The organism is Mesorhizobium sp. M1B.F.Ca.ET.045.04.1.1 (genome assembly GCF_003952465.1).
Taxonomy (GTDB): domain Bacteria; phylum Pseudomonadota; class Alphaproteobacteria; order Rhizobiales; family Rhizobiaceae; genus Mesorhizobium; species Mesorhizobium shonense.
Window position 1 is genome coordinate 3,606,903 of record NZ_CP034448.1, and the last position, 15,154, is coordinate 3,622,056.

Annotated in this window: 12 protein-coding genes; 7 read left to right on the plus strand and 5 right to left on the minus strand. The window is 66.2% G+C overall.

Features of this window, described 5'->3' with window-relative positions:
* Positions 1–64 precede the first annotated feature (64 nt).
* Complete coding sequence (gene gfa / locus EJ071_RS17675) at positions 65–634, plus strand: S-(hydroxymethyl)glutathione synthase (protein ID WP_126098992.1); 570 nt, start codon at positions 65–67, stop codon at positions 632–634.
* 47 nt (positions 635–681) lie between these two features.
* Here the strand turns inward: gfa and EJ071_RS17680 are convergent, their stop codons facing one another.
* The 3 genes from EJ071_RS17680 to EJ071_RS17690 form a co-directional block, all read right to left on the minus strand.
* Positions 682–1,080, minus strand: a complete 399-nt coding sequence (locus tag EJ071_RS17680) for a cytochrome C (protein WP_245460280.1) — start codon at positions 1,078–1,080, stop codon at positions 682–684.
* Positions 1,081–1,130: 50 nt separating this feature from the next.
* On the minus strand, positions 1,131–1,532 hold the full coding sequence (locus tag EJ071_RS17685) for a hypothetical protein (protein WP_245460281.1): 402 nt from the start codon (positions 1,530–1,532) through the stop codon (positions 1,131–1,133).
* A 144-nt stretch (positions 1,533–1,676) separates the two neighbouring features.
* Positions 1,677–4,391, minus strand: coding sequence for an AAA family ATPase (locus EJ071_RS17690; RefSeq protein WP_348628161.1), 2,715 nt, complete (start codon positions 4,389–4,391; stop codon positions 1,677–1,679).
* A gap of 398 nt (positions 4,392–4,789) precedes the next feature.
* On the opposite strand from EJ071_RS17690, the gene EJ071_RS17695 reads away from it, so the two are divergent.
* From EJ071_RS17695 to EJ071_RS17720, 6 genes are all read left to right on the plus strand, one after another.
* Positions 4,790–5,035 carry an acyl carrier protein gene (locus tag EJ071_RS17695; protein ID WP_126098994.1) on the plus strand — a complete coding sequence of 82 codons (246 nt, stop codon included), beginning with the start codon at positions 4,790–4,792 and terminating at the stop codon, positions 5,033–5,035.
* A gap of 68 nt (positions 5,036–5,103) precedes the next feature.
* Positions 5,104–6,243: an acyl-CoA dehydrogenase family protein gene (locus EJ071_RS17700; protein WP_245460343.1), complete on the plus strand. Its 1,140-nt coding sequence runs from the start codon at positions 5,104–5,106 to the stop codon at positions 6,241–6,243.
* Positions 6,244–6,246: 3 nt separating this feature from the next.
* Entirely contained in the window at positions 6,247–7,170 is a 924-nt protein-coding gene (locus EJ071_RS17705) for an amino acid--[acyl-carrier-protein] ligase (protein WP_126098996.1), read from the plus strand.
* Between the two features lies 1 nt (position 7,171).
* Positions 7,172–8,170 carry a DUF1839 family protein gene (locus EJ071_RS17710; RefSeq protein ID WP_126098997.1) on the plus strand — a complete coding sequence of 333 codons (999 nt, stop codon included), beginning with the start codon at positions 7,172–7,174 and terminating at the stop codon, positions 8,168–8,170.
* Positions 8,171–8,204: 34 nt separating this feature from the next.
* Complete coding sequence (locus tag EJ071_RS17715; RefSeq protein WP_245460282.1) at positions 8,205–10,742, plus strand: glycoside hydrolase family 2 protein; 2,538 nt, start codon at positions 8,205–8,207, stop codon at positions 10,740–10,742.
* Positions 10,739–12,544 (plus strand): alpha/beta fold hydrolase, encoded by a 1,806-nt coding sequence (locus EJ071_RS17720; protein WP_126098998.1) that lies wholly within the window; start codon positions 10,739–10,741, stop codon positions 12,542–12,544. The genes EJ071_RS17715 and EJ071_RS17720 overlap by 4 nt, the downstream gene beginning before the upstream one ends.
* 462 nt (positions 12,545–13,006) lie before the next feature.
* Here the strand turns inward: EJ071_RS17720 and EJ071_RS17725 are convergent.
* Both EJ071_RS17725 and selD read right to left on the minus strand, forming a co-directional pair.
* Positions 13,007–13,955, minus strand: a protein-coding gene (locus EJ071_RS17725; RefSeq protein ID WP_126097617.1) for an IS630 family transposase whose coding sequence is annotated in 2 segments (ribosomal slippage) — positions 13,007–13,618 and positions 13,620–13,955 — 948 coding nt in all. Because the reading frame shifts where the segments join, the coding sequence is not laid out codon by codon here.
* Positions 13,956–14,096: 141 nt separating this feature from the next.
* Positions 14,097–15,140 carry a selenide, water dikinase SelD gene (gene selD, locus EJ071_RS17730; RefSeq protein WP_245460344.1) on the minus strand — a complete coding sequence of 348 codons (1,044 nt, stop codon included), beginning with the start codon at positions 15,138–15,140 and terminating at the stop codon, positions 14,097–14,099.
* Positions 15,141–15,154: the final 14 nt, after the last annotated feature.

The window sequence follows — 15,154 nt, forward strand, 5'->3', positions numbered from 1 at the left end:
CAATGCCACCGGCCGCGGGCCATCATGCCCGCGACCTCTGTGGTCAACATGGGAGGAAGTAGGAATGGCGGAAAAACTGCATCACTCGATCGACAACGGCCTGCCGAAGGAAAGCGCGAGCTTCTCGGGCGGCACGCTGGTTTGCCTCTGCACCAGCAATCCGGTGAAGGTGAAGGTCAAGGGCCAGATCGCCCACAACCATGCCTGCGGCTGCACCAAATGCTGGAAGCCGGACGGCGCGATCTTCTCGGTGGTTGCCGTTGCCGGCACCGGCGACGTCACCGTCACCGAGAACGGCGACAAGCTGAAGGTGGTCGACCCGGCCGCGCTGATCCAGCGCCATGCCTGCACCGGCTGCGGCGTGCACATGTACGGCCCGGTCGAGCGCGACCATCCCTTCAAGGGCCTGTCCTTCATCCATCCGGAGCGCTTCGAGGAGGACGGCTGGTCGCCGCCGGGCTTTGCCGCCTTCGTGTCGTCGATCATCGAATCCGGCGTCGACCCGAGCCGCATGGCCGGCATCCGCGGCCAGCTGAAGTCGATCGGGCTCGAACCCTATGACTGCCTCAACCCCGGCCTGATGGACTACATCGCCACCTGGACGGCCAAGAAGTCGGGCGCATTGGCGGCATAGTCCGCACTGCCGCGGCCGGGGCGTGGCAGTCGCGGCGAAACGGCTTTCTACGGCTGCAGTCTGCCAGGCCGGCCGCGGCCGAGCGAGCCGTCGGCGCGGGCCTGCAGATAGGCATAGATATCGTCCACATAGGGCGCGAAGTTGGGGTCGCCGGCGAAGCCTTTCATCACCGAGCCGCCGTCGGCACGACCGCTGAGCACGGCGCGCCGGAAGGATTCGATATCGGGCAGCCGGCTGACCAGGGACGGCGCGAAGGTCGACCCCACGCCGTCAGGGCCGTGGCAGCGGTCGCAGCCCGCATGATAACGCCTGAAACCGTTATAGGTCCGCGCATCGACCTTGCCGTCCACGACCCTGTAGAACTTTCCGGCGACATCCTGCCCCGCCGCGCCTACGCCGGCCGCGAAGCTCAGGACAGCGGAAGCCAGGACAACCGTCTGCAGCAAGCTACCCAGGACGACGGAATGGGCGCCCCCAACTGTGCCGACCGCCCGATTCAGGGCGCGGTGGCGGACGTCTTGACCGGCTCCGCGCTATCCAGCGTCAGGTCGTTCTCCGCGGCGGTGGCCGGAACGAAGTTCGGGTCGCTGACGAGCAGCGCCTTGCCGTCGCGCAATATTTCGAAATCGATCGACGGTTGGCCGACGGCCTGCGGCACGGAGATCATCATGCGCTGGCCCGCCGCGAGCGTGGAGACGACGCGGACCGGCTGCTGCTCGGCCCCGGAAGCCATGGTCGCGACGACCCGGTAGCCGTCCTGCTCGATCGTGTAATAGACGGCGCCGCTGAAGCTGCCGAGCTGGATGCTGTGGCCGCTGCCCGGCACCAGTTCCGATGCCGCCGCGCCACCCGTTGCAGCGAGCAGCGCAAATGCAAATGCGCTAAAACGTCTGGTCATCGCTATCTCTCCCTTCGGTTCAGCGAACTCCCGGACAGGCGCCCTGCCTGGGATATCAGCCGACTTGAGCCTACGCGCCGCCGTCTTCGCGCACATCGGTACGATCACCCAAATTTCGGCTGTCGCCATCCTAATTTCGCGGGATCAGGGTGCGGCGGTGGAGAGCAGCCACGGCTCTCCGCGCAGCCTGAGCAGCACTTCCATCCGGTTGGCGGCGTTGAATTTGCCGAGCACTGCCGAAACCTGGTGCTCGACCGTGCGCGGCGATCGCGACAGGGTCCGGGCGACCTCCTTGTTGCTCTTGCCCTCCGCGATCAGCGCGAGCACCTGCTGCTCGTGCTGCGTCAGGCCGAGCGGGTGCTGGCGGGCGGCCGTGTACGGCCCCCGGCGCATCTTCGGCAGCCGGCCGGCGATGCCCAGGCGCTGCGCCAGCTTGCGTGCCAGCATCGCGGCGGGGCGCGCCTCGATCGCCTCCAGCCTTGTCACGGCGCTCGCCAAGGCCGTCGGGGCATCGGCACCCCGCACCTGCATCAGCGCAAGCGCCGCCTCGTAGGGGAGGCCCAGGCGCTCCCATTCCTTGGCCGCTGTCGACGGATCGCCGCCAAGTTCGACCGCGCGCCGCCACGGAATGCGTGTCGTCGGCGCCGGCAGCGGCTCCTCCATCCCGCATCGCCGCCACCAGACAGCCAGTTCACCGAGGTCGGAAGGGCGGAAATTGGCGAGGTCCATCGCGGCCAGCGCCGTCAGCTGCTCGTGGCCGGCCGCGCGGTCCTCGGCAAGCCAGGCGGCCTCTGTCAGCGCCATACGGACCGGCACGATGCGTTGCAGTTCGCCGGTCGGCAGTCCCTCCTCCAGAGCCTGCTGCAACAGGGCAGGGCCGCCTCCTTCGCCCAGCCGCACGCGCACCCTGCCAAGCACGGTGAGCGCCGGCAGGTGCATGACCACCGGCAGGCGTTCCAGTTTCATCACGCCCTGCGCTATGGTCTCGGCGTCGCGAAAGCGGCCCTGTTCCATGCGAAGCTGTGCCTGCCTGCCGAGCAGGTACTGCGCCGGCGAATCGAGGTCATGCCGGGCGGCGAACACGATGCCTTCGGAGAGCAGCCGCTCGGCGAGCGCGAAGTCCTTGGACACTACCGCATATTCGGCATAGTTGGTGTAGGCTCGCGCCGCATGGTCGTGGAACCCGTGCTCGAGCGCGAGCGCCAGGCTTTCCTCCATTCGTTCGCGACCGCCCGGTCTGTCGTCGAACAAAAGCGACGTGCCGACATTGTTCAAGGCATGGACGCGCGTTTCGACCTCGCCCAGCCGGTCGGCCAGGGTGATCGCGCGCAGGCCCCACTCAATCGCCTCGTCGAAGCGATAGTGCAGCATATGCAACTGCGAGCAGGTGCTGTAGGCCATCGCCAGTTCCGGCCCGGGCGGCAGGTTCTCCACCTCGCTCACCGCCTCGTTGGCGAAGTGCTCCGCCTGCTCGCCCTCGCCGCGGCGCCAATGCAGCCTCGAAAGGCTGCGCAGGTTGAGGCTGACCTTGTCTGGACGGCCATGTTCGCGCCAGATCTGAATAGCGTTGTGCCGCGCCTCGATGATCGTGTCATAGACCTGCAGCGCCAGTCCGGCCTCGTAGGCCCAGGATTCGTAAAGCTGAGCGGCCTCGGCCGGCGGCGCCTGCGCGATGTATCGGAGCGCCGTCGCCAAATGCGCGGCGGCTTCACGATGCGCGCCCAGGCGCGCAGCCTGCTCTGCTGCCTGCGGCGCGAGGTCGAGGACCCGCGCCCCGTTATCGGCGGCGGCGGCGTGGTGCACCCGGCGTGCAAGCTGGGCGCTTGCCTGCGCCGCCGGAAGCCCTGCTATCGCTGCCTCCACCTTGCCATGAAGCGACCGCTGAAGGCTGGGCGACAGCCGCTCGAGCGTCGCCTGCCTGGCAAGCTCGTGGCGGAAGGTCAGGGCGCCGAGAGCGTCCCGCCGCAACAATCCGCGGGCCACGCAGCGGTCGACGAGCGCGTCCGCCTTGGCGCCGAGAAGGGCGCGGATCAGCCACGGCTCCACGCTGCCCGGCTCGATGCTCATCATCTCCAGCACCTCGCGCTCGCCGCCCGTCAGGCGCGACAGCCGCGACCACACCGCGTCGCGTATCGAATCCGGAACATGTCCCGGTTCCGCCTCGCTGCTCGCCAGAAGCTCGGAGACGAAGAAGGGGTTGCCCCCCGTGATCTGGTAAAGATCTGCGCCGGCGCGGTCCGACTGCTCGGCGAGGGTCATGACCCCCTGGGGCGAAAGCGGCTTCAACGATATGCGGGTCAGTGATGCCGCCGGCAGGTCGCCCCTTATATGCGTGAGCGGATGGTCGGCGACCAGTTCGTCGCTGCGCGCGCTGAGCACCAGCATGGCGTGAAGCACGGAGATGCGCCGGCCGAGATATCGGATGAGATCGAGCGTCGCGTTATCCGCCCAATGCACGTCCTCGAAAACGAGCACAGTCGTTCCCTTGGCGTGCTGCAGCGCGCTTAGCAGCGCGGGAAAGAGCCGCTCCGGCGCGGCCCCCTGGTCGAGCAACGCCGCGACCTCGGGGTCGAGAGCCTGCGCCATGTCCTGCAGGGGACCGAGCGGCCGCGGTGTGAACAGCGCCTCGCACCAGCCCCAGAGCACCCGGCAGCCTGCGCCCGCCCGCCCGGCGAATTCCTGCAGCAGCGCAGTTTTGCCTATCCCGGCCTCGCCTTCGAGCAGCACCATGCCGCCCCGACCCTCGGCAGCGCTGGTCGCGGTTGCCAGCAAAGTTTTGAGAGGTCCCTCTCGCTCGAGCAGCATTGGCGCAACCGTTTCCAGAACATGTCGCCCAAGAATGCCCCGCGTTTGCCACATGCTTAAAAACAAGACAGTGGAGCGCCTCACAAAAGGCGGTTCGAACACGACGCGCTTCAAGTCGCGAGTGTACCCCAACTGGGTCTGCTTTCCATTAGAATTGCTTAAAATAAGGCCGAATCCCGGCGGGCCCGATCACTTCCCGATACCGGCGTCACAAATCGATCTGCGAGTGGCCGACGCCGGAACCGATTGGCCGCAATGCACCTTATCTTGATCTTAGGGATCGGCTGTTCCACCGGCTGAAAGCAGACATCGCCGGCGAGTGCCTATTAAAATTGTAGCGCGGGCCGTTACCGATCCTTAGCCATGGTTGAAACTGCCCGGCGCCGTTAACGTCACGGTTGCTCTGCCTCTGCGATGTTTCCCGCCTGAACATGCACCAGGGTGGGCTATCCATGATCGACCATATTCGCTCGCTGCTCGAGCAGCATCCGATGATTCCAGTGAATTTCGGCGCGCTCGCCGACGACGCCAATCTCTACGACGCGGGGCTGACTTCCTTCGCCTCGGTCCAGATGATGCTGGCGCTCGAAGAGGAGTTCGACATCGAATTCCCCGAGACGATGCTGACGCGGCGCACCTTCTCTTCGCTCGCCAGCATCGCGGACGCCGTTTCGCAATTGACGCGCAAGGCGGCGTAGCCATGAACGTGTTGAGGAAGATAGAAGCGGCTCCGCTCGCGCAGGCGCCGGAAGCCGCAACCGAGCGCATGCGCCGCGTCGCCGAGATCGCCGCCGGCAATGCCGATACCGTCGATAAGGAAGGCCGTTTTCCGGCCGAAACGGTCGAGGCGCTGAAGCGCGAGCGCCTGCTCGGCGTGGCGATCCCGATCGAACATGGCGGCGAGGGGCTCGGCACGATGCAAATCGCCGATCTCATCGTCCAGCTCGGCCAGGCCTGCGGCTCGAGCGCGATGATCTATGCAATGCACCAGATCAAGACGTCGAGCTTCGTCACTCATGGCGGCGCCAGCGATTGGCACCGAGCCTATATGCGGCGCATTGCCGACGAGCAGCTTCTGATGGCTTCCGCGACGACCGAGGCCGGCATCGGCGGCAATCTGCGCAATTCGATCTGCGCCGTCGAGGTTGCCGGCGGGCGCTTCGCGCTGACCAAGGAAGCCACCGTCATCTCCTACGGCAACTATGCCGACGCCATCCTCGCCACGGCGCGGCGCGCCCCCGATGCGGCAAGCTCCGATCAGGTCATGGTGGTGATCCCGGCCGATGCCAACCGCACGCTGGAACGCACGTCGGTGTGGGATACGCTCGGCATGCGCGGCACCTGCTCCGATGGCTTTCACCTGGTCGCCACGGGTGACGCGGCGCAGATATTCCCCAAGCCGTTCTCGGAGATCGCGGCGCAGTCGATGCTCGCCAGCTCGCACATCTTCTGGGCGGCGACCTGGTTCGGCATCGCCGCCGACGCCTTCAACCGGGCGCAGGCCTTCGTCAAGGCGGCAGCGCGCAAGCAGCCCGACGCCATGCCGCCGGGCGCGCTGAGGCTCGCCGAGGCGGCCGCCCTTTTGCAGGAGATGAAAGGGCACCTGACGGCCGCCATCCGCCGCTTCGAAGCGGCCAGTGGCGACGACGACGCGCTGTCTTCGATCGGCTTCGCCGCCGAGATCAACGCGCTGAAGGTCGCGGCCAGCGAGAAGGCGGGCGCCGTGGTGCGTCTCGCCATGCTGGTCAACGGCATCCTCGGCTACAAGAACGGCACCCCGTTCAGCGTCGGCCGGCACTTGCGCGATGTGACCTCGGCGCCGGTGATGATCTCCAACGACCGCATCCTTTCGAATACCGCGACGCTCATGCTGATGAGCCGCTTCGACACTGGCCTGGGGGGCTGAGAGATGGACGCCAAGACATTCGATGCCAAGTCGCTGCTCGACAGCCTGTTCGAGAACGGCATCCTGTTCGAATCCGGCATCGACGGCCTCTATGGCCGTTCGGGCGCATTCGAGGAAGTGATCGAGCGGTTCGAGCGTCTCGTCACCCGGCTCGGCGCGCCAGACAAGGCCACCCGCATCCATTTTCCGCCGGGCATGAGCCGCGCGACGCTGGAGAAGAGCGGCTACATGAAGAGCTTTCCGCAGCTTGCCGGCTGTGTGCATTCCTTCATGGGCGGCGAGCGCGAGCATGTGCAACTGCTCGGCATGATGGCGGATGGCGGGGACTGGACGGAGCTGCAGAAGGCGACTGACGTCGCGCTGACACCGGCCGCCTGCTACCCGCTCTATCCCACCGTCGCTGCGCGCGGCCCGGTGCCGGCGCAGGGCCTGCTTTTCGAACTCTCCTCGTATTGCTTCCGCCATGAGCCGTCGAAGGATCCGGCGCGCATGCAGCTCTTCCGCATGCGCGAATTCGTCAAGATCGGCACGGCCGAGCAGGTGCGCTCGTTCCGCGAAAGCTGGCTGAAGCGTGGCAAGGCGATGATCGAGTCGCTCGAGCTTCCCTGCGAGGTCGATCTCGCCAACGATCCGTTCTTCGGCCGCGGCGGCAAGATGATGGCCAACAATCAGCGCGACCAGGGCTTGAAATTCGAGCTGCTGATCCCGGTGACCAGCATCGAGAAGCCGACCGCCTGTCTGAGCTTCAATTATCATCAGGATCATTTTGGCCGAACCTGGGGCCTGAAGTTCGCCGACGGGGAGCTCTGCCATTCGGCCTGCGTCGGCTTCGGGCTGGAGCGCGTGGCGCTGGCCCTGTTCCGCCATCACGGGCCGGACGCCGCGGCCTGGCCGGCGGCGGTCCGCGACGTGCTGTGGGACGTCTGATATGCGCAGCGCCATCGCCGGCCTCGACCCGGCCAGCTACCGGCCGCACCGGCTGCACGATGCCGAACGGCGCTGGCCGCAGACCAACTGCTATGTCGATCTCCTGATCGAGGTTCTGCACGCGACCGGCCACGATCCGGTCGCAGCGCTCGGCTTCACCGTGGCGCAGGATTTCGAGGGTGATCAGTTTACCTTCTTCAAGTTCCCGACCGCCGATCTGCAGAGGCTGGCCGGGCTGGACATACAGGAACTGGCGATCTTCGACAGGCTGGAGACGCATGTGCTGGCCCAGGTCGAACTCGGCCGGCTGCCGCTGGTCGAGGTCGACGCCTTCCACCTGCCCGACACCAAGGGCATCACCTATCGCAGCGGCCATTCCAAGACCACGGTCGGCATCAACGCGCTCGATCCCGAGCGGCGGCAGATGCGCTACTTCCACAATGACGGCTACTTCGCGCTCGAGGGCGAAGACTATGACGGCATTTTCGGGCAATGGGACGATGTGCCGGCCGGCGGCCCGCCGCTGTTTCCTTACGCGGAGTTCGTGAAGTTCGACGCCACGCGGCCGGCCCGTGACGCGATCGGGACCGCGGCGGCGCTGCTCGCTCATCACCTCAAGCGGCGGCCGAAGCGCAATCCGCTCGCCGCCTATGCGGCTGCGTTCGGCCATCACGCCGAAACGTTGGCGAGCCGGTCGCCGGACTATTTCCATACCTACGCCTTCAACACGCTGCGGCAGGTCGGCGCGAATTTCGAGCTCCTCGGCAGTCATCTCGAATGGCTGGGGCAGCATGGCGAAACCTGCCTGGCCGAGGCGGCGCAAGCCGCTGGCGACATTGCCGATGGCGCCAAGGTCATGCAGTTCAAGCTCGCCCGCGCCATGGCGCGGCAGCGTTTCGACGGCTTGGCCGAGGCGATCGCGCCAATGGCACAGGCCTACGACACGGTGATGGACGTGCTGGACGCCCGCGTTGCGGGTGTCGCCTCCAAGGCGGCCTAGGGGCCGGCCGGGCGCATTGGGCAGGGGTGTGTGAATGGACGCCACGGTGTCGAGCTCCGACACTGCTGAATCGCTGGACCGAGGCTGGCGGATGGCTGTCTCGGCGGCCGGCGCTTGGGCTTCGCCGGACGATATCGACGCAAACGCCGAATGGCTGGAAGCGGCCTGCCCCGGCACCGCGGCGGGCACGCTGGAAAAGCATGGCCGCTGGGACCGCGCGCAGCCGACCCCGCTGCACGACCACGATGTCTGGTACAGTCGCAGGCTCGACACGCTCGGCTCGGTGCGGCTGGTGTTCGAGGGGCTGGCGACCATCGGCGAGGTTTGGCTTGACGACCGGCTGCTGTTGACCTCGACCTCGATGTTCGAGCGGCATGAGGTTGCGGTAACGCTTGCAGGCGGCGAGCAGCTCGCCATCGCCCTGCGCAGCCTCGACCGCTATCTGGAAACGGCGACCGGTCCGCGCGCCCGCTGGCGTCCGCGCATGATCGACGACCAGCGGCTGCGGCTGGTGCGCACGACACTGATCGGCCGCATGCCGGGCTGGTGTCCGAACTTCGACGTCGTCGGGCCGTGGCGTCCCGTCAAGCTGATCCGCGAAAATGGCGGGCAGCGCATTGTCGATGCCGACATGCGCGCCAACCTCGACGGCACCACCGGACACCTTGCCGTTGCGATCACCCTCGCTGAACCTTTGGACGATGTGGAAACGGCGCATGTCAGCTGCGCCGGAGCGCGCGCGCGCCTCAAGGTCGAGACACCCACCCGGTTGACGGCGGAACTGGACATTGCCGATGTCGCCCGATGGTGGCCGAACAGTCATGGCGAGCCGGCGCTGCACGAAGTGACGGCGACGCTCGGCGCGGTGCGCAGCCGGCTGGGCCGGGTCGGTTTCCGCCGCATCGAGATCGATCGCGGCGCCGACGGACGCGATTTCCGTCTGCTCGCCAACGGTGTGCCTGTCTTCTGCCGCGGCGCGGTCTGGACGCCGTCCGATCCTGTGCGGCTGCCATGCGAGCGGCACGAGATCGAGCCCGACCTCGATCTCGTGCGCCAGGCCGGCGTCAACATGCTGCGGATCGGCGGCACGTTCACCTACGAGGTCGATGCCTTCCATGAGTTGTGCGACGAGATGGGCATCCTCGTCTGGCAGGATCTGATGCTCGCCAATTTCGATTATCCGGTGAAGGACGAGACCTGGCAGGCGGCGCTGTCGCGCGAGGTGGAAAACCTGCTGAAGCGGCTTCGGCATTCGCCGTCGCTGGCGGTGCTGTGCGGCGGCAGCGAGGTGGCGCAGCAGGCGGCGATGCTCGGCATGCCGGCGGCGATGGATCCGACGCCCTGGTTCGATGCGGTCGTGCGTCCGGCCGCGCAGGCGATCCTGCCCGATCTGGCACTCGTGTCCTCGTCGCCTTCCGGCGGCAGCTTGCCCTTCGCCGCGGATGGCGGCCCGACGCATTACTATGGCGTCGGCGCCTATTGCCGGCCACTGGAGGACGCGCGCCGCGCGGAAGTGCGTTTCGCCAGCGAGTGCCTTGCCTTCGCCAACGTGCCGGAACAGGCGACACTGGATGAGCATCTGCCCGTTCCACCCGGCCACGATCCGCGCTGGAAGGCCGGCGTGCCGCGCGATGCAGGTGCGTCGTGGGATTTCGAGGACGTGCGCGAGCATTATCTGGAGACGCTGTTCGGCGTCGATGCCCGCCGGCTGCGCACGGAGGATCCGGCGCGCTACCTCGACCTCTCGCGCGCCGTCACCGCGGAGGTCGTTGAGCGAACGATCGACGAATGGCGCAGACCGGCCTCGCCGACGGCGGGTGCGCTGCTGTTCTTCTGGAAGGATCTTCGCCCGGGCGCCGGGTGGGGCGTCGTCGATTCCACCGGACGGCCGAAATCGGTCTGGCATGCGCTGAGGCGCGCTTTTGCGCCGCTCAGGCTGACGCTGAGCGACGAGGGCGTCAACGGGCTCGGCATCCATCTCGTCAATGATGGGGCAAAGGCCGTCGAGGCGACGCTGTCGCTTGTGTGCCTGCGCGATGGCGTCACCCCGGTGGTGACGGCGCGCCAGCCGGTCACCGTGCAGGCGCGCGCGGCGCGGTCGTTGCCGGCGTTCTCGCTGCTCGGCGCTTTCTTCGACCTGTCCTATGCCTATCGTTTCGGTCCGGCCGGTCACGAGGTGACGGTAGCGAGGCTCGAAGGCGCCGACGGAGAGATCCTGGCCGAGGCCTTCCACGTGCTTCCCGGCGTCATGATCGCGCGGCGCGATGTCGGCCTGTCGGCGCGGCTGGTGCGCGGACAAGACGGCTGGCGCCTGCGGCTCGCCTGCAGGCGCGCCGCTTATCACGTCGCCATCAAGGACGAGCGGTTCCTCCCGCGCGAGAATAGTTTCCACCTGATGCCGGGTGCGGAGAAGGAAATTTGCCTGGACGGGCCGTCCTCGGCCATCCCGGCCGGCGTCGTGACGGCGCTGAATGCCGACCGCGACATAGCCTACGATGCGCCACAAGCCGACAATGCAGAAATCGGGGCAGAGATCAGACGAGCGTTCGAGCCCGCCAGGAGCATGGCATGAAGGGGATAGTCTTCGCCGACACGATCGGCTGGCTCAATGAAGGCAAAGGCACCGTGGGGCGTAACCGTGGCGTCGTCATCGCCGGGGCGCATGGGCATGAGGACCTGTGCAGCCGGCGGTTCCTGAAGCTGCTCGCAGACATGGTGGCCGAAAGCGGTCTGCCGGCGCTGCAGTTCGACTACCCCGGCTGCGGCAACGCTGCCGGCGATCACTCAACGCCCGGCCAGGTGCGTGCGTGGACGGCGAGCATCGGCGCCGCGATCGACCGGCTGAAGCAGGATTGCGGCGTGGCCGACGTCATTTTGGTCGGCTTCCGGCTGGGCGCGCTGCTGGCGCCGCTGGCGGCTGCCGGACGAACCGACGTGGCCGGTCTCGTGCTGCTGGCGCCGCCGTCCTCCGGCAAGGCCTATGTCCGCGAGATCACAGCCATGTCGCGCATGATCGACGCGCCGCTGGCCAGCCGTTCGGCGGGCGAGGGGCCTTTCACCGAGGGGCGCGAGGCGGCCGGCTTTCGGATTTCGCACGAGACGCTGGCCGACCTTGCGGCGCTCGACTGGCGGCAGGCCGCCGCAAACCTTCCATCCCTCGCGATGCTGGTGCTTACCAACGGCAAGCCGTTCGCCGCTGACGAAATTCGTGGAGAAAGGGCGAACGCCGGGGATATCACCACGGCCGAGTTCGACGGCTATCCTCTGTTGATGTGCGACCCGACCGCCAACCGGATTCCGGCCGCCGCTCTCGATCGTTGCGCTGCCTGGATGGCCGGCCATGCCGGCGAGGCGGTCACAGGAAAGGCCATGTTGCCGGCAAAGGGGCTGCGCGACGCGTCGGAGGTCCTGGTCGGTCCGCACTATATGGAAGAGCCGGTCCTGATCGGACCGGAGCCAGAGATCTGCGGCGTGTTTTGTCGGCCGCGCCGCCGCCACGCCGTGGCCGAGCCGGTGATCTTCCTCAATGCGGGCGGCGTGCCGCATGTCGGGTGGGCGCGTGGCACCGTGGAAGCGGCGCGAGAACTCGCGGCGGAAGGCCTGGCTTCGCTGCGCATCGATCTGCCCGGACTTGGCCTCAGCGGTCGGACCGAACCAGGGCGCCTGTTTCTCTACGACGAGCGCACCCGCCATGATGTCAGCCGTGCGGTCAACTGGATGGAACGAGCGGGCTATTCTTCTGTCGGCCTTGTCGGCGTCTGCGCAGGCGCTTTCCAGGCTTTTCACGCCGCGCGGGCCGACCGGCGGATATGCGCGCTGACCATGATCAACCCGCTCTGCTTCGCCTGGAACAGTTCCTACGCGCTGGAGATGGCGGTCTGGAAGACTTACGAGACTTCCAAGGCCGTGTCCGCGCGGAACGCCGCCGTCATGGAGGAGAGCCCCGACCCGGACGCTCCGGCATGGCGCGGGATCGCTTCGCGCCACGCCCGGCTGATCGTCCGGCGCGGGCTGGAGGCGATCAAGTCCACTCTGTCGATGCTGCATCCGGCCGCGCTGGCGGGACAGCGGCGGGTGGAACGCTGGATGCGTGAGCTTTGCGGCCGGGGCGTGCGGGTTCTCCTGGTGACCTCGGAAGGCGACTTGAGCCTGAAGGAGATCGCCCGCCATTTCGGCCCGGAGGAAGAGCGGCTTGACAGCATTCGTGGCGTGACCAGGGTGTCTCTGCCAAACGCCGACCACACGCTCACACCTCATCATGCAAGGCGCGCGATGATCGCCCGCCTGATCGATCACGGCGGCGTCAGGCGTGACGGCCACGTTCGTTCCGACAACCTGCTCGCGACGACAAGCCCGTCCTTCCTGGCGCCCTAGGTCGTCCTGATCGGGCTTTCATGCATCTGACCGGCACCCTGCCGCGTCTTGCCGTGCCGTGGCCGGCTTGGCTCGTCATCCTGTTCGGATTGACGCCGATTGGCCGGTAGGCGTGACGACCGCTGATAGCCGCGCAGTGCCGCCAGGAATCGCGGGCTGAGGAAACGGGCAACAGCGGAACTCGCTGATGAGCAGAGTACGGCCGATCGCCTGCTGACTTGACGCCGAACCACAACCTTTCTCCAAAGTTGTGCAGGGAGAGGAACCTGTACGATGCCGAAATCAACGCAACGGGAAAAAGCCCGCAAACCAAACCCATCTAACCCCGATCCGAAGGACAAGCCGCCGAGGGACACGCGTGAAAAACCGGCGCCGAATCCGGATGGTCCTAGCGAATTGCCCGATACGAGTACGCGAGAAGAGGTCGAGACAATCAGGCCTAATTTGAAGCGCTAGGGTCTTTCACGTTTTGACGGAAGCATAGCCTGCGTTTGCGAAGTAGTTCTTGCATTCGGCTGGCTCGATGGTTTCGACGAGGTGACCGATGTGACGCCAGGTGTCCTCGACGGTACGTTTCTGAGCTTGGCGCATCCAGTGTTTGATTTTGGCGAAGGCCTGCTCGATCGGATTAAGGTCCGGCGAGTAGGGCGGCAGGTACCAAAGCCTGGCACCGGCGGCCTTGATCATCTGCCTGATGGCGGCCGACTTATGACTTCCCAGATTGTCCATGATGACGATATCGCCGGGCTTAAGGACAGTGATGAGCTGTTGCTCGACATAAGCGCGGAAGCATTGACCGTTGATCGGTCCGTCGAAGACACAAGGTGCCGCGAGCCGATCCCAGCGCAGCGCGCCCAGGAAAGTCAGCGTGCGCCAGTGGCCGTGCGGAGCCAAGCCGCGCAGCCGCTTGCCCTTCGGCCCCCAGCCACGCAGCGGAGCCATGTTGGTCTTGATCCAGGTCTCATCGATGAAAACCAGGCACTGCGGATCGAGGCCGGCCTGCCAGGATCGCCATCGCTGGCGCCTTCGGGCAATATCGGCGCGTGCCTGCTCAAGAGCGAACAACGTTTTTTTTGAAGCTCAGCCCCTCGCGGCGCAGGAATTGCCACACTGCGTTATGCGAAACCTTGACCCCGCGAGCGGCCAACTCATCCTTCAGACCGTGCAGCGTCAGATGCGGCGTCTCACGTAGACGGGCCGCGATGAAGGCACGGTGCGGCTCCAACACCCTCTTGCGATGTCCACCCATCTTGCCTGGAGCAACCGAACCAGTCGCCCGATGGCGCTGCAACAACTTCACCGCCGCCGAAACCGAAATGCCAAACCGTTTGGCCGCCGACCGGCGGCTCTCACCACGCAAAACCGCCGCCACAACCCGTTCGCGAAGATCATTCGAAAGAGGTCGCGTCATCAGATGCTGGCCTCCATTCCAGCCAGCATCTTGAATCACAAATCCGACAAATCGGGAATCCCTTCCGATTCCGTCAAATCTTGAACCGCTCTAAAGCGCGTCGCGTCGAAACGGATTCGGCTCGTAGCCCGATCCTGACATTCATTCCTCGACTGCTACGGCAGGTCGGCCGCGTTTGACACATCCGATCAATCTAGCCGACGGATAGCCGCATGCGACGATTGTCTCGACCAGGGCGCTGGCGCTGCCGGGTTCGCAGGCAACCAGCAGCCCCCCTGAGGTCTGTGGATCGGTAAGCAGATCGCGCCGCCACTCCGGCATGCCTTCATGCAGCCGCACCGCATCGCCGCAACTTGCCCAGTTGCGCTGCGACGCACCGGTGACGAAGCCTTGTTTTGCAAGTGAAGAGGCCTGCGCAAAGACCGGAATGTCGCGGTCGCGGATCACGAGCTCGCAGGCTGAGCCGCGCGCCATCTCAAGGGCGTGTCCGAGCAGGCCAAAGCCGGTCACATCGGTGATCGCATGCACGCTTGCGTCCTTGGCGAGTTCCGCTCCGATCCGATTGAGAAGGGTCGTCGAAGCGATCATCTCTTGATAGCCGCTCAGCGACAACGCCTGCTTTTTGATGGCCGCTGAATAGATCCCGACGCCGAGTCCCTTGGTCAGGATCAGCGCATCTCCCGGCCTGGCCCCCGAATTGCGCCGGATGTCCGCTGGCCGGCAGATGCCGGTCACGGCAAGCCCGTAGATCGGTTCGGGTGAGTCGATCGAGTGGCCGCCCGCGACCGGTATCCCGGCTGTGGCGCAGATGTCGCGGCCGCCTTTGAGGATTTCCCGCACCGTATGCGTCGGCAATTTCCCGATCGGCATTCCGACGATGGCCAAGGCCATGATCGGCCGTCCGCCCATAGCATAGACGTCGGAGAGTGCGTTGGCCGCGGCGATCCGGCCGAAATCGTAAGGATCGTCCACCATCGGCATGAAAAAATCGGTGGTCGCAATCACGCAGGTCGCGTCGTCGATCTGCCAGACGGCGGCATCGTCTCCGGTTTCGGTGCCGACAAGGAGCTGCCTGAAGGGGCTGGGTTCCGCCTGCTCGGCAAGCAGCTGCTGAAGGACGGAGGGCGCCAGCTTGCAACCACAACCGCCGCCATGAGCAAGGCTGGTCAGGCGCGCTTCGGTGATATCGCCCCGCGACG